This is a genomic window from Nostoc sp., from assembly GCF_041747015.1.
GTDB lineage: Bacteria > Cyanobacteriota > Cyanobacteriia > Cyanobacteriales > Nostocaceae > Nostoc.
The window spans coordinates 1-18,034 of the sequence record NZ_JBGTFY010000288.1 but is presented as its reverse complement, the minus strand read 5'-3'; the positions used below and the strand labels follow the sequence as shown (position 1 = coordinate 18,034).

The 18,034-nt window shown below is 41.1% G+C and carries 17 protein-coding genes and 1 pseudogene; 9 read left to right on the top strand and 9 right to left on the bottom strand.

Translation table 11 applies throughout. The features are described 5' to 3' along the window. A partial coding sequence (locus ACEW80_RS23615; protein WP_373528928.1) for a nucleoside deaminase occupies positions 1–222 on the bottom strand: 222 nt, incomplete at its 3' end. Positions 223–238: 16 nt separating this feature from the next. Here ACEW80_RS23615 and ACEW80_RS23610 point away from each other — a divergent pair. Then, entirely contained in the window at positions 239–1,162 is a 924-nt protein-coding gene (locus ACEW80_RS23610; RefSeq protein ID WP_373528927.1) for a nucleoside hydrolase, read from the top strand. Positions 1,163–1,183: 21 nt separating this feature from the next. Here ACEW80_RS23610 and ACEW80_RS23605 read toward each other — a convergent pair whose 3' ends face one another. The 3 genes from ACEW80_RS23605 to ACEW80_RS23595 form a co-directional block, all read right to left on the bottom strand. Then, positions 1,184–1,444 (bottom strand): hypothetical protein, encoded by a 261-nt coding sequence (locus tag ACEW80_RS23605; RefSeq protein ID WP_373528926.1) that lies wholly within the window; start codon positions 1,442–1,444, stop codon positions 1,184–1,186. 15 nt (positions 1,445–1,459) lie between these two features. After that, on the bottom strand, positions 1,460–1,789 hold the full coding sequence (locus ACEW80_RS23600) for a flavoredoxin (RefSeq protein WP_373528925.1): 330 nt from the start codon (positions 1,787–1,789) through the stop codon (positions 1,460–1,462). A 156-nt stretch (positions 1,790–1,945) separates the two neighbouring features. Beyond that, positions 1,946–2,497 carry an NUDIX hydrolase gene (locus ACEW80_RS23595; protein ID WP_373528924.1) on the bottom strand — a complete coding sequence of 184 codons (552 nt, stop codon included), beginning with the start codon at positions 2,495–2,497 and terminating at the stop codon, positions 1,946–1,948. 127 nt (positions 2,498–2,624) lie between these two features. On the opposite strand from ACEW80_RS23595, the gene ACEW80_RS23590 reads away from it, so the two are divergent. Both ACEW80_RS23590 and ACEW80_RS23585 read left to right on the top strand, forming a co-directional pair. After that, positions 2,625–3,677, top strand: a complete 1,053-nt coding sequence (locus ACEW80_RS23590) for a dipeptide epimerase (protein WP_373528923.1) — start codon at positions 2,625–2,627, stop codon at positions 3,675–3,677. Next, a complete protein-coding gene (locus ACEW80_RS23585) occupies positions 3,661–4,707 on the top strand; it encodes a DUF1611 domain-containing protein (protein WP_373528922.1) in 1,047 nt (348 codons plus the stop codon). Before ACEW80_RS23590 ends, ACEW80_RS23585 begins: the two co-directional genes overlap by 17 nt. Before the next feature lie 143 nt (positions 4,708–4,850). Here the strand turns inward: ACEW80_RS23585 and ACEW80_RS23580 are convergent, their stop codons facing one another. Continuing rightward, positions 4,851–5,534, bottom strand: coding sequence for an ATP-dependent Zn protease (locus ACEW80_RS23580; RefSeq protein WP_373528921.1), 684 nt, complete (start codon positions 5,532–5,534; stop codon positions 4,851–4,853). 163 nt (positions 5,535–5,697) lie between these two features. Here ACEW80_RS23580 and ACEW80_RS23575 point away from each other — a divergent pair, with 163 nt between their 5' ends. Next, entirely contained in the window at positions 5,698–5,997 is a 300-nt protein-coding gene (locus ACEW80_RS23575) for a hypothetical protein (RefSeq protein ID WP_373528920.1), read from the top strand. Further along, complete coding sequence (locus ACEW80_RS23570) at positions 5,994–6,401, top strand: type II toxin-antitoxin system VapC family toxin (protein ID WP_373528919.1); 408 nt, start codon at positions 5,994–5,996, stop codon at positions 6,399–6,401. The genes ACEW80_RS23575 and ACEW80_RS23570 overlap by 4 nt, the downstream gene beginning before the upstream one ends. Before the next feature lie 104 nt (positions 6,402–6,505). Here ACEW80_RS23570 and ACEW80_RS23565 read toward each other — a convergent pair whose 3' ends face one another. Continuing rightward, a complete protein-coding gene (locus tag ACEW80_RS23565) occupies positions 6,506–9,040 on the bottom strand; it encodes a dynamin family protein (protein ID WP_373528918.1) in 2,535 nt (844 codons plus the stop codon). A 139-nt stretch (positions 9,041–9,179) separates the two neighbouring features. On the opposite strand from ACEW80_RS23565, the gene ACEW80_RS23560 reads away from it, so the two are divergent. Further along, a complete protein-coding gene (locus ACEW80_RS23560; RefSeq protein WP_373528917.1) occupies positions 9,180–10,466 on the top strand; it encodes a hypothetical protein in 1,287 nt (428 codons plus the stop codon). Positions 10,467–11,085: 619 nt separating this feature from the next. Next, positions 11,086–12,729: a lipoxygenase family protein gene (locus ACEW80_RS23555; protein ID WP_373528916.1), complete on the top strand. Its 1,644-nt coding sequence runs from the start codon at positions 11,086–11,088 to the stop codon at positions 12,727–12,729. 329 nt (positions 12,730–13,058) lie between these two features. Here the strand turns inward: ACEW80_RS23555 and ACEW80_RS23550 are convergent, their stop codons facing one another. Then, the gene (locus ACEW80_RS23550; protein WP_373528915.1) at positions 13,059–13,778 is read right to left on the bottom strand and encodes a phosphorylase; all 720 of its coding nucleotides are present in this window, start codon (positions 13,776–13,778) and stop codon (positions 13,059–13,061) included. Continuing rightward, complete coding sequence (locus tag ACEW80_RS23545) at positions 13,771–14,625, bottom strand: ferritin-like domain-containing protein (protein WP_373528914.1); 855 nt, start codon at positions 14,623–14,625, stop codon at positions 13,771–13,773. The genes ACEW80_RS23550 and ACEW80_RS23545 overlap by 8 nt, the downstream gene beginning before the upstream one ends. Before the next feature lie 151 nt (positions 14,626–14,776). Between ACEW80_RS23545 and ACEW80_RS23540 the strand changes: the two genes are divergently transcribed. Together ACEW80_RS23540 and ACEW80_RS23535 are read left to right on the top strand one after the other, a co-directional pair. Beyond that, on the top strand, positions 14,777–17,443 hold the full coding sequence (locus ACEW80_RS23540; protein ID WP_373528913.1) for an efflux RND transporter permease subunit: 2,667 nt from the start codon (positions 14,777–14,779) through the stop codon (positions 17,441–17,443). Positions 17,444–17,449: 6 nt separating this feature from the next. Next, positions 17,450–17,608: pseudogene (locus ACEW80_RS23535) on the top strand (efflux RND transporter permease subunit); the annotation flags it as partial. 21 nt (positions 17,609–17,629) lie between these two features. Here ACEW80_RS23535 and ACEW80_RS23530 read toward each other — a convergent pair. Beyond that, positions 17,630–18,034, bottom strand: a 405-nt coding sequence (locus ACEW80_RS23530; RefSeq protein WP_373528912.1) for a WD40 repeat domain-containing protein, incomplete at its 5' end; no start/stop codon positions are given.

Sequence of the window (18,034 nt, the reverse complement as noted above, 5' to 3'; positions counted from 1 at the left end):
GTAACATGGCATTAAAGTTGAATAGAGTATTGTACCTCTGTAGCTGCCAACTCTCCCAGCATTGCGGAGACAATCAATTTCGGCATGGGTAACAGGATCGCCATCTTGCACACGTTTATTGTGTCCTCTGCCGAGAATCTTGCCATCCTTGACGAGAACCGAACCAATGGGAATTCCACCTTCTTTTGCTTGTTGAATTGCAACTTCCATAAACTCATTCATATTAAATTCTCCTTTTATGTCAAAACAACTTGTATTAATGGATCACGATGGCGGTGTAGATGATTATTTAGCAACTATCCTGCTGTTAACGATGGATAATATTGAACTCCTTGGTGTGGTCGTTACTCCAGCCGATTGCTACGTTCAACCAGCTGTTAGCGCCACACGTAAAATTTTCGATTTAATGGGATTTTCTCATATCCAGGTTGCAGAAAGTACTGTGCGCGGCATCAATCCATTTCCGACTCTCTATCGCCGCGATTCGTTTATCGTTGATCATCTCCCCATTCTCAACCAAAGCGAAACCATTACTACGCCTCTGGTTGCCGAAACAGGTCAAGATTTTATGATCAAGGTGTTGCGGGAGGCATCGGAACCCGTAACGCTGATGGTAACTGGGCCGTTGACGACGGTTGCAGTAGCTTTAGAGAAAGCGCCAGACATTAAAGCAAAAATTCACAAAATTATTTGGATGGGGGGTGCGTTGAATGTCGGTGGTAATGTCGAAAAAAGTTTAGAAGCAGGACAAGATGGTTCCGCCGAATGGAATGTTTATTGGGACGCAATTTCAGCAGCGCAGGTATGGCAAACTCAAATTGAAATTATTATGTGTCCTTTAGATTTGACTAACAATGTGCCAGTTACATCGGAGTTAGTCTACAAAATGGGACGACAACGCCACTATCCCATCTCTGATTTAGCTGGACAATGTTATGCACTGGTCATCCCCCAAGATTATTACTTTTGGGATGTGCTGGCAACAGCTTATCTAGGACATCCAGAATTTTATCAATTGCGCGAGTGGGAAACAGAAATTATCGCCACTGGTCTTAGTCAAGGGCGAACTAAAGTAGTTGCTGGTGGTCGGAAAATTTATGCAATGGATAAAGTAGATAAAGAGGCTTTTTATGCTTACATCTTGCAGCAATGGGCAAGATAAACAACTAGGTGGTGTGAATACTCAAACTTGTGCCTGCACAACAAAATCCTCAACTTGTCTGATTCGATTCCAATCAATAGCAGCAACCCACAACTTCTCCTCTTCGGAGAACTGCACCACTCCATCAACTTCCAAATCCTCACTATATATCGTGAGTAACTGCCCATTTTGTAGCTCAATACTTTGATTCGCCAAATCTTCGATTGTACCAATACAGTTCAAACGCAAACGCCCTTCAGCATCAGCATTATGAAAATCTGCAAAAACTCTAGGGTTAATCATTCTAGGCGCTCCAAATTATGACTTCTGCTTTGCTGGATTAGGAACAGTAGGTGTGAGTAGTTGACTAACTTGCTGCGGGTTTAAACCCCTTAATGTTGCGTGATTAGCACTTCTACCGGATGTTCGGATTACATCACCACCTAATTGGCGAACCTCGCCAACTGTTGTTACACCAATCTGCCCATGAAGAATACTCAATGCCAACTCCGTTACTGACGATCCTACTGCACATTCCACAGAAATTCCTGTTATGCCACTGGGATGAGTACCTATTCCACGTCGAATATCCTCTGGACGATTACGCCCTCCCCGAACTACCAATGCTTCATCTGGAATTATTGTCACAAGTGTAGTGTTTTTGATTAAAAACTAGAATTTGAGCAATACTTGATGAATTGCATTGTATGCTACAAATCTAAAGAGCGTTCGGTTACGCCTAACTATAAAACTACTATTTTATTTTTGAAAATATCAGATCCAATTGTATAGCTACATCAATTATTAATTAAGTATAAAATTTAATCCTAAAAAGAGAGCAGCTACAGTTCCGGCTACAGAAATATCTCCCTGAATAATTTTATCTAAAACTGATTCTACAGGAATTAATACAACTTCAATTTCTTCTGTAATATCTAGTTGTTGCTCTCCAACTTTGCTTGCATTCTCTGCTAAAAATAAATGTATTTGATTGGTATCTTTACTCGGCTTATCATATAGAGTTCCGATTTTTCTAAATTCTTGGGGAATATAACCAGTCTCTTCTGTAAGTTCTCTAATTGCTGCTGCTTCGGCATTCTCTTTTGTCGGATCGAAATTTCCTGCTGGCAGTTCTAAAAAGAACTCACCTACGGCGTGTCTATATTGCCGAACAAAAATAATTTCTCTATTACTGGTGATAGGTAAAACCATTGCCACGTCTGGTTTAATACTGACAAAATAATCATCTATAATTTTACCGTTGGGCAATTCTATTTCATCTTGTCTTACCCTACACCAAGGATGATCTAAAACCATTTTTGATTTTAAAGTCTTCCATTTTTTTAAGTTATTCATAGGCTAAATAATCAATAAAAACTTTAGCAATTAAGCAATGAATGTAAAAAAGTATAACAGATGTATTTGATAATCTAAACTTTGAACTTACACTGGCTTTTGCAATAACATAATATACAACACAAGTATGCAAATAAATGTAAATTTATTTACAGTCAACAAGAGATTCCCGTTGACTATTAGTAGAGGCACAACGGCACAGACAACGAATGTATGGGTAAAGATTTTAGATGATGGTATCGAAGGCTGGGGGGAAGCTTCGCCATTTGGTATAGGCGATTATCGGCAATCAACTGATACAATCAAAGATGCATTACAGCAAGTTGTACCACTGTTGCAAACATTCAGCCCGTTACAGAGGCAACAAATTGAGCAAGTTTTAATCCAAACTCAAGTTCCTTCTGCTGCAAGAGCTGCCTTGGATATAGCAATGCACGACTGGCTGGGTAAGCGTGTAGGCTTACCACTATGGCAAATTTGGGGACTCGATCGCAATCAAATAGTCCCGACTTCAGTCACAATTGGAATTAATTCGCCTGAAGGTGCGATCGCTAGAGCGCGAGACTGGTTACAATTTACTGATGTCCGCCTTTTCAAAGTCAAACTAGGTAGTCCAGATGGCATAGATGCAGATAAAAAAATGCTATTAGCAGTGCGAGAAGAAGCACCCGAAACAGAATTATTTGTTGATGCTAACGGCGGTTGGAATTTGGAAGATGCGATCGCCATGTGCAATTGGCTGGCTAATTTAGGTATAAAGTATGTAGAACAGCCATTGCTAAGGGGACAGGAAGAAAGTTTAGCAAAACTTAAAAAACACTCTTCCTTGCCCATCTTTGTTGATGAAAGTTGCTTTTCAAGCTCCGATATTCCCTATTTGGCAAACTACGCAGATGGCATTAATATCAAACTGATGAAATCAGGGGGACTAACCGAGGCAATGCGAATGGTACATACAGCGCGAGCCTATGGGTTGCAAGTAATGTTCGGTTGCTATTCTGACAGTTCGCTAGCCAATACAGCAGCATTACAGCTAGCACCACTAGCTGATTATCTAGATTTAGACAGTCACCTTAACTTAATCGATGACCCCTTTACAGGTGCATTGGTAAAAGAAGGAAAAGTTTTGCCAAACGATTTACCAGGTTTGGGGGTACAACACAGTGCGTCTACCACTTAATCAAAAAATAGCTATCCTGCTGCATGAAGGAACTACAGGAACTCAGGGCAAAACGGGGCTAGCAATTTTACGCTACAGTGAAGCTCCGATAGTAGCAATAATAGATCGCGAGTCTGCTGGCAAATCCCTACTAGAATTAACAGGTATCAAGCGTGATGTGCCAATTGTATCATCGGTAGCCGGATCTCTAGAGTACAAACCAGAAGTATTAGTAATTGGGATTGCCCCAGGTGGTGGTGCTGTACCAGATGATTACTGGCATGAAATCAAAGACGCTTTAGAAGCTGGAATGTCGCTGGTGAATGGTTTACACACACCAATGGCAAACATACCAGAGTTAAATGCACTGCTCAAACCTGGGCAATTAATTTGGGATGTGCGGAAAGAGCCACCTAATATAAGTGTTGCTAGTGGGATGGCAAGCACCCTGTCCTGTCGGCGGGTTTTGACAGTGGGAACCGACATGGCAATCGGTAAAATGTCAACTAGCCTAGAGTTACATTGGGCATCAAAACTGCGGGGCTGGCGTTCTAAATTCCTGGCGACAGGTCAAACTGGTGTGATGTTAGAAGGGGATGGTATAGCTTTAGATGCGGTGCGGGTAGACTTTGCGGCTGGCGCTGTCGAACAGATAGTTATGCGCTACAGCAAAAACTACGATATCTTGCATATTGAAGGACAAGGTTCATTACTACACCCTGGTTCAACAGCAACCTTACCTTTGATTCGTGGTTCGCAACCAACTCAACTGGTGTTAGTGCATCGGGCGGGACAAACTCATAACCGCAATCATCCCCACATACCAATTCCGCCTTTACCAGAAGTAATCCGGCTTTATGAAACTGTCGCTAGTGCTGGTGGTGCTTTTGCAAGTGTGCCTGTAGTAGGTATAGCTCTGAATACAGCACATTTGGATGAGTCTGCGGCTACTGATGCGATCGCTCAAACAATAGCAGAAACCGGGCTACCTTGCACCGATGTCGTGCGCTTTGATGCCGATATGCTTTTGGATGCAGTGATGAACAATTAGGTTTTGGTTAGCAACAAAAATATAGTACAATAATACTAGATTGAACGCCCTACTGTATTATAATTTTCCCCTGTCTTTAGTAAAATTGTACTAATTGATTCTGACTTCTGAATTCTTCTTTAACTTCCTTGTCTCCCCACTCCTTACTCTTCACTTCCCACTCCTAACTCAGCATGACAATCTTCTACCGAAGTGTGTCGTCGCATGGCATTAACTAAAGCCTGGTAGCTAGACCAATTTTCTTGCAGTAGGTTTTTTGCCTGGAGGGCATGAAAGCGCAGTTTCTGTTGATAAACAGATTCAGAAAACCCCAAAATTGTCAAGACTCCTATGAGCTTGTTTTTATCATCACTTCCACCCTCAGCATTATTAAAAACTAGGGTTTCAGCGGCAATACCCGCCATCCAAACAGTGCAGTAACGGTCTAGCATTTGGGCACTGATTTTACCGACTTCTAGTTGAGATGCTAATTCGCCATCATCGAAGGTAACGCCGCCTTGCCCAGGTTGCCCCTGTTTCCAGGCTTCCCAAGCGCTGAGTGTGTAACCGGTAACGGGAATACCCAACAGGTAAGCAACCAAGAAATGCCCCGCTTCGTGGTGGACAATGCGATCGCGGTGTTCACTTGAAAAACCAGCAATCCAATCTAAAAACAGAGTACCACCCTTGCCTTGCAAGCTGAAACTATCTAATGTAGCTATGCCTAAGATGGTGAAGGTAGCGATCGCTGGTACTGCTGGTGATATGTTTAAGAATGGTCCTAAAAGCACCGAGAAGGTCATGAGAAAGATAGATATTGCAACTAAATTTAGGGTAGTCTTGCTCATTGAAAGTTTTCTGAAATCTGCTTAAATCTTTTTTCATTATGAGGCAAAGTCTACTACCTGCGTAGATGCAGCCCAGTTTTTGTATCATGCTGGTTGTAGCGATCGCTAGCTAAAAGATTTACCCTAAAAGTAAAATAAAATTATCCTCCACTTAAACCCCATAATGGCGATCGCAGAACTCGAACAACAACTCCTTCAGCTTTCCCCCAACGATAAACTGTATATTATCCAACTCCTTGCTCAAAGCCTGACTACACAAAACATTCACCCAAACCAACCCACCAAAGAACTCGACTTTAGCCGAGGCTGGACATTGCTACAAACCCTGATTGAGTTCCTACAATCAGAAACCCAAACCGAAACCCTAGAATATCCCCTGACTCAATTTTATGGATGTATCCAAGATGAAACATTCTTTCGCCATCCCCAAGGACAACAACCAGAACGCGAACCAATCCTGTGAAATTTCTGCTAGATACTAACACTTGCATTATCTATATGCGTGGTAAAAATTCCACCTTAAAGCAGAAACTAGAAACCACTGCTACTAAAGATATTGCCGTTTGTTCAATCGTCAAAGCTGAACTATTTTATGGTGCAATGAAAAGTGCCAACCCAGAACGTAATCTTACCTTACAGCAAGAATTTTTAGCTCAATTTATATCACTATTTTTTGACGATCGCGCAGCAATGACATTTGGAATGATTCGCTCTCAGCTAGAAGCATTAGGCACTCCAATTGGAGCTTATGATTTACAAATTGCCGCGATCTCACTGACAAATAACTTAACCCTAATTACCCATAACACCAGAGAATTTCAGCGCGTTAATAATTTGCTGATTGAAGATTGGGAGATAGATAATTAACAAACGACTAGCTAGAAAACATCATCTCACAACTTCCTGCGTAGGCGTAGCCCGCCGTAGGCATCGCTCTCTTGCAAAATAAACGATCTTGATAAATTTGCCGATTAAACAATAGCGCATTTACTGAGAATGACTTCCAGCCGATTCTGTACCTGCTCAAGTTCTTGGCGCTTTTGGTAAATCCAAATCTTTTCAGCCTCACGTTGTTCTAGAGTTTCGTTGTGAGCCTTTTCCTGCTGTTCTAGGAGATTTTCGTAAAGTGCGATCGCTTGTGCAATCACAGCAGAGAATGATTTAATTTTGCTTTCAAAAATTGAACTAATATATTGGTTTATTTGCTCTGTTATTTTATCTTGTGATTCCGCAAACTTTACTAAACCTGATTCAATAATTTTTTGCTTTATTCGTGTATCTTGTTGTCCATCCACCCAATTTGTAAATTTATTTATACTAGATACAAATAGAGGAACAAAAAATATTAACCCTGTTGATACTAGTAGCATCCCACCTAAAAAATTTACTGACCATCGTCCCAATGTACCAAAAAATAATGTTGTATCTACTTCCATTATATCGTGACCAATAAAGTCACTAAAGTTAGTATTCAAGCTTTTGTCTATTAATTCAAACTCTGTATTTAACGTATTTATCTCTTGTGATATTTCACTATCAAGTATTCCTATATATTGCTTGATAATTATATCAAGACTTGATTGCTGCCAATTATTTAACTCAGCTTTTAATTCTTCCAAAAAGCGATTTGTATATTCTTTTATTCTTTCTTTTTGCTCAAACACTCTTGAGTGTTGGGAAGACCAACTAATAGATTTTTCTACTATATTTTTTGGCAGCTTATTATACCAATATTGCCATGAATCATATACATCAAAAGCTGCTTGTTTTTTCTGTGAATTTACTAATATACGTATTTTTAATTCACGTCCACTTACTGCTCCAATTTTTTCAAAAATTTCCAATTTAGCAGTTTTTGAAAGTTGGATATTACCATCTAAAACGTCTTTAGATTGAGCCAGCCAATTTAAAACTTTTGTAATTAAACTATTAAGTTCCTTGATTGAGTGTATGATTTTAACTTTACCACGCTCAAGTACCAAAAAATTTTCTAAAGATTGAGTAAAAAATTGAAACCTCTTTAGATACTCATCTTCATATTTATTATGTATAGCTTTTAATGCTAATTTTGCAGAAATATAATGGACACGGCTTTTACCTGTATTAATAAGCAAATTCTCATTTTTGACGAAGTTTTCCAGTCGAGTTCTAACATCATGAAGGTCTTCTTCATTATCTAACATATCCATAAAGTTTACTAATATAAAAAGATTTTCAGCAGGTTCATCCAGGCTACCATTATTAAGTTTATATCTCATATCCTGTATCAGTTCTTTTTCTTTCTCAGTCAAAAGACGCATAGCATCTGTTAAAAAAATAACTGCATCTGTATCTTGAAGCAATTTATAAGTAATAGATGTTCTATCAGGATGTTCATTCAATCCAGGAGAATCAACGATTTCCACACCATTTTTACATAAAACTAATTCAGGATGTTCAAATATAATTTCTTCAATATCAGATTGTGCTAGTTCATCACTACGATGCTCTAGAGCAGCATCTTTGGAAATTGTTGCTTTCAATTTATACTGATCAAAAGGTATCTCCTCAGTTCGACCATCCTTGTACCGACAGGTTACTCGCTTTTCTGTCCCGTATTTAATAACTGTCACTGTACCACTGCAAGGAATAGCCCTTACAGGTTGTATTTCTTCGCCTAGTAAAGCATTTAGTAATGTTGATTTTCCTTTGCTAAATTCCCCTACAACTGCTAACCGAAAACGTTGAGATTTAATCTTTTGAGATACTTCTGCTATATTCCCTATTAAAGTTTGAGGCAAAATCCCGTGATTTTTACAGTCTTGAATTAGCTGGGAAATTTGATAGCAATAATTACCTAATTGCTTGCGATATTCTTGGTATTTTTTCAATTTCCAGTAAGATTGAGTTGCGTGCTGTTCAGTTGTTTCTGGTTCGAGTTTCCCAGGTAAAGCTGCTAGAATACCGTTTGCAGCTTGGATAAATACAGGATCTGCTGACTGGAAACGAGCAGGGTCAAGTAAAAAATGTACTTCATCTAAAGCATCTGGTTCCACATTTACTTGATGAGTAAATCCAGCTTCCAAAACTGCTAAATGTTGCGATTTAATGCCAAGCTGCTTGCCAACTATCTCCAAATAGTTTTTCTCACGCGAGTCCATTTCACCATCTGCCGTTGACATTTCATAACTCAGACTAATCAACAAAAGCTTTTCTGAATGTGAAAGCGGATGTGTCAGCATTAGGAACTCTGGGGAATGAACAGAAATCTGATGCTGTTTCATTCCTAAACTGATGAGTTGTGTTAATTGTTTTATTTCTCTTGAGACAAAACGTTTGAGAATTGTTTGCCAGCGTTGCATTTCCTCTTCTGTCACAACACCATCTGCACAAGCTATATCTCGCAGGACAACTATTAACAATGCTAAAAAAATGACTTGAGGAGTGATATCTCGTTGACTAAGCCTTTGTCCACTAATCCGTGACAGGAAATTAACAATCCGAGAACTAAACAACGAAGTATCCATAAAAATTGTGAGCCAATAGGTTATCCGTGTTTAGTATGCCCAGATTTAGACAGAATTAATTAATCCGAATAAATACGGTTATATTTACTTTTTTATACCAGTTATGCTCAAGAAAATTAGCCTTTAGCAACCTATAAATATGCTGTTCCAATTTGCTCCTGCAATTCAAGCTGCTATTGATTCTGGTAAATATCTACAGGTCTTGAGCAATGGAATACCCTTAAGCATGGCTAGAGATGCAGCTAACGGGCAGTTTATTGCCCATGCTATTGGTGCTACTGTTAACAACAGCCCTTTATCTCCACTGATAGCAGCTTCTAATCTAATGACGAGTGGGGCGCAGATGTATCAAACTCAGCAAGGCTTTACATCTGTATTAAATGGCTTGCAAACTATACAGACTAGCTTGGGTGTGCTACAAGCAACTACAGCCTTGATTGGTGTGGGAACAGTAGCAGGTGTAGCACTGACAGCAGTGAACCTGCACCAGACACTTAAACTCAGAAAAGAAGTAGAGCAAATGAGGCTGGAAGTCAAAAACGGTTTTATTGACTTGAAACAAGCCTTAAAAGACCAAGGAGTAGAAATTAGACAAATAATCGAACAAGTAGCCCAAGATATCAAATTTGAACAACATCGGATAATTTTAGTGACGGCCTATGGAAGGTTTATCCAGGCGATGAGTTGCTTCCGTTCAGCGATGCAATTGCAAGATTTCAGCCTGAGAAACGCCGGGATTGATAGTGTCAGGGGAATGTTGTTTGCGGCTTTAGCAGATTACAGCAATCCGCATCTACTGGAAGAAACCTGTGCAGCCGGTCAATTACGTAGACTCGAATGCGCTTGGGCAATTGAACAAGTGATTGTTGCAACTTATCAGGTACAGAATGAAGTTTCAGCAGTGAGCGATCGCCTGTCTCTTCTCCAAGATAAAATCTGTGAAGATGCTCTCACTGTGATTAATCGTTGTGAATCACATGATGAGCTTGATTTTCTCTTTCCCGAAATTATCCGCATTAAAAATCATGATTTAGCAGTATTGAATTCGTGGCAAAATCATGTTGATTGGATGCGTTCGCTTCCTTCATCAGAATTAAAACTTTTAAATAGCGCTGATTTTAATAGTTCAGAGACTTACAACTCTACAATCAATTTAGCAGAACCGCCAGAACAATTAGTATATGAGAGTTTAATCAAAAAATCTCATTTCTCTTCGCTTCGTGACCAGTTGTTATTTATATTCAAGCCGGAACTACGTCGAGAGTACGAATCTTATATTAATCAACAAGCTGTAATTACTGGTCATAAAACATTAGTTACATCTAATTTGCAACAGGCATCAGACCTAACTGTTGGTAATCTTTATTACTACTTTAACATTAGAGATGAATCGAAAGCTCAAACAGAGTTAGTTTCAGCTAACTAAAACAGCTACGGTAATTCTGGAAATAACTATTTTTCTAAAGTCCGCGCAGATAGAAATCGGAGCGCCGAAAGTCGGTAAATACGCCCACAGAAAATAAAACTTCTGTGGGCGTATTTCATACTTTTCTCATAAATCAAGTAGGATTGCTATAAAAGTAAAGAATTTTTACAAAAATAGATGTTCTGCATAAAAACAACAAGTAACCCTGATTGATAGTTAGCAGTTCAAAACTAGAAATTTTGCAGCTTGCAGATCGACCCTAACAAAAATTGTTAAAGATTTTATCAATTTTCACTAATGTGTCAAAGTTTTATAAGATGATTTATCACATTATTGTGCTTTGAAAATAATTGTGCCAATACTTTGAAAGGGCGATCGCACTTTCTAAAGTTAAATGCAAGCTTGCTAAATTAGTTAACTATATTTAAGCTGGTTAACTAAATTGTTATTATTCTTAACGTCTTTAAGAGTAAAAATAGCAAATTAATTAGAGAAGAATCCGTATTGATAAATAGTTAGATATGGCTAAACGTAAAAATGCCTTCTACTTATCAGCCGGCTTGTAGCGATCGCCTAATTTTTTCATCCCACACCTAATTAAATTACTGGCATCAAAAGTATGAAACCATCCCTTCCTCAAAATGATTCTGACCTGACAAAACGCCAATCTTCGCTAGAGCGCAAGCAAGGAGAGTATGAATTTGACCACGACTTTTTACCGCCGATGGCCATGCTCAAAGATGTACCATCTGTAGAGAATGTTTCTACTAAGTATATTGCTGAACGGACAATAGCAACGGCAGAGCTGGCGATAAATATGTTGGCCGTTAAAACCCATTCTTTGTGGGACCCTTTAGATGAATTGCAAGACTATGAAGACTACTTTCCAGTCTTGCCTAAACCTCATGTGATCAAAACATACCAAACTGACGACTCTTTTTCTGAACAACGGCTTTGCGGGGTAAATCCTCTTGTTTTATGTCAGATGAAAGAGATGCCACCCGGCTTCGCCTTTACCATCCAAGAACTAGGAGATAAGTTTGGGGACTCTATCAACTTGGAAGAAAAACTTGCTAATGGAAATTTATATGTAGCTGATTACACACCCCTTGCGTTTGTTAAAGGCGGTACTTACGAGAGAGGTAAAAAGTATTTACCAACACCCATAGCCTTCTTCTGTTGGCGCAGTTCTGGCTTTAGCGATCGCGGTCAACTAGTACCGATTGCCATCCAAATCAATCCTATAGCCGGGAAACAAAGCCCGCTAATCACACCTTTTGATGACCCTTTAATCTGGTTTCATGCCAAGCTTTGTGTTCAAATTGCCGATGCTAACCATCATGAAATGAGCAGCCATCTTTGCCGAACTCACTTTGTCATGGAACCTTTCGCCATTGTTACAGCCCGTCAACTAGCCGAAAATCATCCCCTTAATTTACTCTTAAAACCGCACTTCCGTTTCATGTTGGCAAATAACGACTTGGGTCGCAAGCGCCTAGTTAGTAGGGGTGGTCCTGTTGACGAATTGTTAGCTGGAACTCTGCAAGAGTCATTGCAAATCGTCGTCAACGCCTACAAAGAATGGAGCTTAGATAAGTTTGCTTTGCCCACCGAAATAAAAAATCGGGGTATGGATGATGTAGATAACTTCCCTCACTATCCCTATCGAGACGATGGGATGCTATTATGGAATGCGATTAAAAAGTTTGTGTCTGAATACTTGAAGATTTACTACAAAACTCCTCAAGACTTAACAGCAGACTTTGAATTGCAAGCTTGGGCGCAGGAACTAGTTTCAGAGTCAGGTGGACGAGTCAAGGGTGTTAGCTATCGCATCGAAACATTAGAACAATTAGTTGACATTGCAACTGCGGTAATCTTTACCTGTGGGCCGCAACACGCTGCTGTTAACTACTCGCAATATGAATATATAACTTTCATTCCCAATATGCCTTTTGCTGCTTATAAACAAATTACACCAGAAGGTACTATTTCCGATCGCAAAAACCTAATATCATTTTTGCCACCGCCCAAACAAACTGCTGATCAATTGACGATTTTATTTATCCTGTCAGCCTACCGTTATGACAGACTAGGATACTATGACGATAAGTTTGAAGACCCAGAAGCTCAGGATCTTATAGTTAGATTTCAGCAGGATTTGAACGGAATAGAGCGCAAAATCGAGATGAATAACAAGAGTCGCTTAATAGATTACAACTATCTCAAACCAAGGCTTGTTACCAATAGCATCAGCATATAGCATTCCTATCAGATAGGATGTCCGCCAAATCACCCATAATAAGCACTGTTGTAATGGAAGTACCGTAGGGGCAATTCATGAATTGCCCCTACGACAAATATGGTTTTTCAAATCATTCATATTTCGTCTTCCCTGTCAATGCGTAAGTCCTAGTCATTTAACTTTATTCTTTTAAAATGAGCTAACGGACAGTCAGGAGTCAAGAGTTAGGAGTTAGCAGTTAAACTCAGAGGTTCAATACTCCATTAATGAGTCTTTGAACTTCACTCTCCTGCTTTTTCCCCAATCCCCAAATAGAATAAACAGAAATCAGTAATAGGCAGTTGGTTCTAACTGAACTGTGTTGATTTATAGCCAGAAAAAACTAGATTTGTAACTTGCTCTAACACATTTAAAGCTTTTAATGAACCTCGAATTAGGTGAGTAGCAGCTAGGGGTTGCCGAAGCAATCCGATCGCTAGGGGCAAAGGACGGAGGGAACCATCAGAGTTGATTGCTGGCGTGAGATCGGGGATATCATGGTGACAAGCGTCGCTGACTACTCGCAACATTGCCACTGCAACCCCAGGCGGATTGAAAAACTCCAGGGCGGTAAATCCTTCCATATCAACAACATCAGCCGCCAAAGTCTCACCGAAACGGCGTTTTTCAACAGCAGACCAAATTACGCGATCGCTTGTCAATGCCTTCACTAAATTGAGTGGGGAGTGGGGAGTGCTGAGTGCTGAGTGTAATTGGGCTGTGAAAGTGCGATCGCATTCTTGCCGCTTTCCCTGATAAACACAATCTTCATACAGCACAATATCGCCAACTGTGTAGCGATCGCTTAAACTGCCACATAAACCCATGATTAGCACTCTCGATTTTGCAGCTAGAAATTTTCCATTTGCTTGGGATTGTTGCAAATATTTGAGTAAAGGCTTCATCCCAACAGGTATGGGTAATACTGTTGGGATTGAGCCAGTCATGCCGCTTAATCCGCGACACACAGCTTTATATTCTGCTCCCTGAGACACCAGAATTGTGTCTATGGGTAAAAAATTAGGCACTAGCGCTCTCGATATTTTGGAGTTTGCGTTTGGGTATTAACTGGAGAGTGCGGAGGGCGATATTAGCAAGTCTTGGCAATAATTGCGGTTGCAGCAATCGGGGATCATACTTGCTCATCCGGCGTTGATTTTCTGATAGACAAATGCTGAGAAATTTTTCTATTGTCAGGTCTTTGGTAAAAATGCTAGTGCCGGTGGCGGCGAAGCCCGTCTTATTAGTGTCACCATCGCCAAATACGGCAATCAGATTGCTGAGTGCCCTGCCATAATGCCAGAGGGTTTTGGCGCTCCGCAGTGGGGTAAATCCTTGTCCACGATGAATTTGTGTATAGGTAAACCAGTTGACAAAAAAGACAATATGGCGTGTCTCTTCGTCTATAATCGGATCAAAGATCGTGAAGATTGACTCTGGAAAAACATCTGCTTCACGGGCGATCGCAAATAGCCCGTAGGCAAAGAAAGTATCTAGGCACTCTTCAAAGCCAAAGCGCGTAAAGACTGGCTCAATGTTTTGGGGAACTTGAACGGGTTGACGTTCTGGTAGCTCGATGCCGTAACGGTTAATTAATGTTTGAAGTAGACGGGCGTGGCGCGATTCTTCTTTACCTTGGAGAGCGATCGCAGTTTGTAAAAGGCGATCGCTCACCGTCGCTGCGTAACTACTAACTATAGCTCCGGCTTGTCGCTCTGTATCTAGAGCTTTTTCCCAGAAAGGAATACTGCGTAAGAAAGTCAAGGCTGTATCGTCCAAATCTGGCCATGGGAGATACTCCGGTTCGTAATCCCTGTAGCTTTCCATAAAGCTCCGGCAAAATAACTCCTTATGCTCGACAGAGCCAATTTTCATGTCTGAAGTTCCTTTTTGCATTCAAGATTGGGTCAGATTTGAGTGACAATAAGTGATATTGCCGTTTGGTGGTGAGCAAAACTCCAAGCCGAAGGCGATTTCTGTAGCAAGATTAATAATTGTGTCACCCGCACAATAATTTTCCACTAAAATGGTAAAGCTTCATAGCCCCAAATCCGCACGAGAACTCTTCAATATTTCCAAATTGGCGATTCAATTCTCGTGGCTGACGGTGAGTTTTTGGATTGCCGTAACGGTAGCTGGTGTTCTAGCTTTCAGTTCCCTCAAATATGCCTTATTTCCAGATATTACCTTCCCTGTAGTGGTTGTGAATGCAACAGCCCCCCTGACAACTGCTTTGGATACAGAAGCAAAGCTCACCAAACCTTTAGAAGAACGCCTCCGCTCCTTAGAAGGACTGGAGAATATCCGCTCATCCACCTATCCTGGCCAAACTGCCGTTAGTCTTGCTTTTGCCGTTGGGACAAATTTAGAAACATCGACTCAAGAAGTTGAAACTGCTCTCAATCAATTGACTCTGCCTCAGGGAGCGACTTCTAAAATTATTCCCTTGAACCTGAACGAGTCAGCCGCCATTAGTTATGCCATTGAGAGTCCCTCAAAGAATCTTACAGACTTAACTAAGTTGGCAAAAGACGAGATTGTGAGTGCGATCGCTAAACTACCAGGAGTCCTGAAAGTCTCACTACTGGGTACTGCTACTGCAACTCCTCCCCAAAATCCAACAAATACAAGTGCAGCGGCTTTTCCCCAAGCCGGAGCAACATTAGTGCGGTTTAACGGTCAAAATGCACTTGCATTTCAAGTCATCAAACGCGGTAGTGCTAACACCTTAGAAGTAGTGAGTCTAGTTGAGAAAGAAGTTCAAAGGCTACGCTCTACCCTCAAAGATGTTAACCTCACTTTAGCTGCTACCCAAGCAGAATATATCCGCCAAGCCACCAAGTCAACAATTGATGCACTGATCGAAGCCATCATATTGTCGATAGTGGTAATTTTTCCTTTTTTATGGAATTGGCGGGCAACTCTCATCTCTGCCTTGGCGATTCCGACATCTTTGTTGGCAACGTTTATCGTCATGGCAATTTTTGGCTTTAACTTAGAAACGATTACGTTGTTGGCTTTGGCCTTAGTTATTGGCAGTGTAATTGATGATGCGATTATCGATGTTGAAAACATTATGCGGCACATTGATGAGGGGGAAACTCCTCGCCAAGCCGCTTTTTCAGCTACAGATGAAATTGGCTTAACAGTCATCGCCACCACTGCTACAGCAGTAGCAGTTTTTTTGCCCATTGGCTGGAGGGGTGGAGTCATTGGACAGGTCTTCAAACCATTTGGAATCACAGTTTCAGCAGCCATGATTGCTTCAACATTGGTTGCCCGTACATTGTCACCAGCCTTAGCTACCTACTGGCTAAAACCTGCGAATTCAAATCCCCAACGCCGCCAGGAAGGAAACATCTGGGCGAATTTTACCCGATTTTACAGAAACTTACTCCACTGGTCTTTAAACCACCGCAAGACAGTCGTCGTCTTAGCCATACTTAGTTTTCTTGCAGGTATGGCACTGATTCCACTAATTCCCAAAGGATTTATTCCTAAATTAGATCGCGGCGAGTTTAATATTACTTACACAGCACCCTTGCCAAAAATCCCTGAGCAATTTTTGCAGCTACAAAGAGCAAATTCTCCGTCATCTCTTCAATTCCCTATTCCCAACCCATTGAACGATTCTCTTGAGGTTGCTAAGAAACTAGAAGAAGTGGTGAGAAAATCCCCAGCAGTGGAAACGATATTTACTACTGTTGGTTCTCGTGAAGGTGAGCCAAATAAAGGTAATCTCTATGTGAAGCTCAAGGAAGACCGGAACATCAAGACTGCGGAAGTACAAGACCAATTACGCTCCACTCTGCCTAATCTCTCTGGTGTGACTACCAGTGTGGAAGATATTCAATTTGTTGACACTGGTGGACAAAAACCCCTACAGGTTTCACTACGAGGCAATGACCTCCAAATTCTTAGCAAAGCTGCCAAGGCAATTAAAGAGCGCATCGAAAAATTACCGGGGTTTGCTGATGTCACAGCTACAAATGAAACCAACTCGCAGGGTACAGTGTTTCAAATTGAACGGCTTAACAATCAAAGGGTAGCTTATATCAGCGCTAATCTAGGCAAGGATTTGTCTTTGGGTAATGCCACAGACCAATTAGTAGCGGAAGCCAAAGCAGTGTTACCCGCTGGTGTCACTTTAGACTTGGGAGGAGATTCTGCCCGCCAAAATGAAGTATTTGCTAGTTTTGGTACTACTTTGCTGTTATCAGCATTGTGCATTGTTGTAGTGTTGATTTTGCTGTTCAAAAGCTGGATAGACCCGGTAGTAATTGGGGTTTCTTTGCCCTTGTCAATTATCGGCGCGATGTTGGCCTTACTCTTCACTAAGAGCGACTTTGGGATGATCTCGTTGATTGGCTTTGTGTTTTTGTTGGGACTAGCAAACAAAAATGCCATCTTGCTGGTAGATTACATCAACCAACTCCGCAAATCTGGCTTAGACCGCACGGAGGCAATTCTTAGGGCTGGGCCAGTGCGCCTTAGACCAATTATGATGACCACTGCCTCGACGCTTTTAGGAATGCTACCGATCGCATTAGGTTTTGGTGCGGGTTCCGAGTTACGATCGCCTATGGCTGTGGCGATCGCAGGTGGATTAATAACTTCGACTATCCTCAGCTTGATTGTTGTGCCAGTAGTCTACACGATTTTGGATGATTGGTTTCCCCGCAAGAAATTTTAGATTTTCCTGCCGATCGCATTAGGTTTTGGTGCGGGTTCCGAGTTACGATCGCCTATGGCTGTTGCGATCGCAGGTGGATTAATAACTTCCACTATCCTCAGCTTGATTGTCGTGCCAGTAGTCTACACGATTTTGGATGATTGGTTTCCCCGCAAGAAATTTTAGATTTTCCTGTGGAACGCCTGTTTACTTTTGCGTGCCGATGCCGTCGCACAAGTGCCGATCGCTCTGGCTAACGTTAGGATTATTTTGTAAATAACCCCGCACCCAATTACAACTGCGCCCCATTAAAGAATCTAACTCTAAATCTGGAAGATTCCAGAGTTTGATCGTGTTGTCATCACTGCCAGAAGCCAATGTCTTGCCGTCGGCGCTAAAACTGACGCTATAGACAATGCCATCATGTCCCTTGAGGGTGCGGATTTCCTTTCCTGTCTCTAGATTCCAGAGTTTGATCGTCTTGTCATCACTGCCAGAAGCCAATGTCTTGCCGTCGGCGCTAAAACTGACGCTATAGACAATGCCATCATGTCCCTTGAGGGTGCGGATTTCCTTTCCTGTCTCTAGATTCCAGAGTTTGATCGTCTTGTC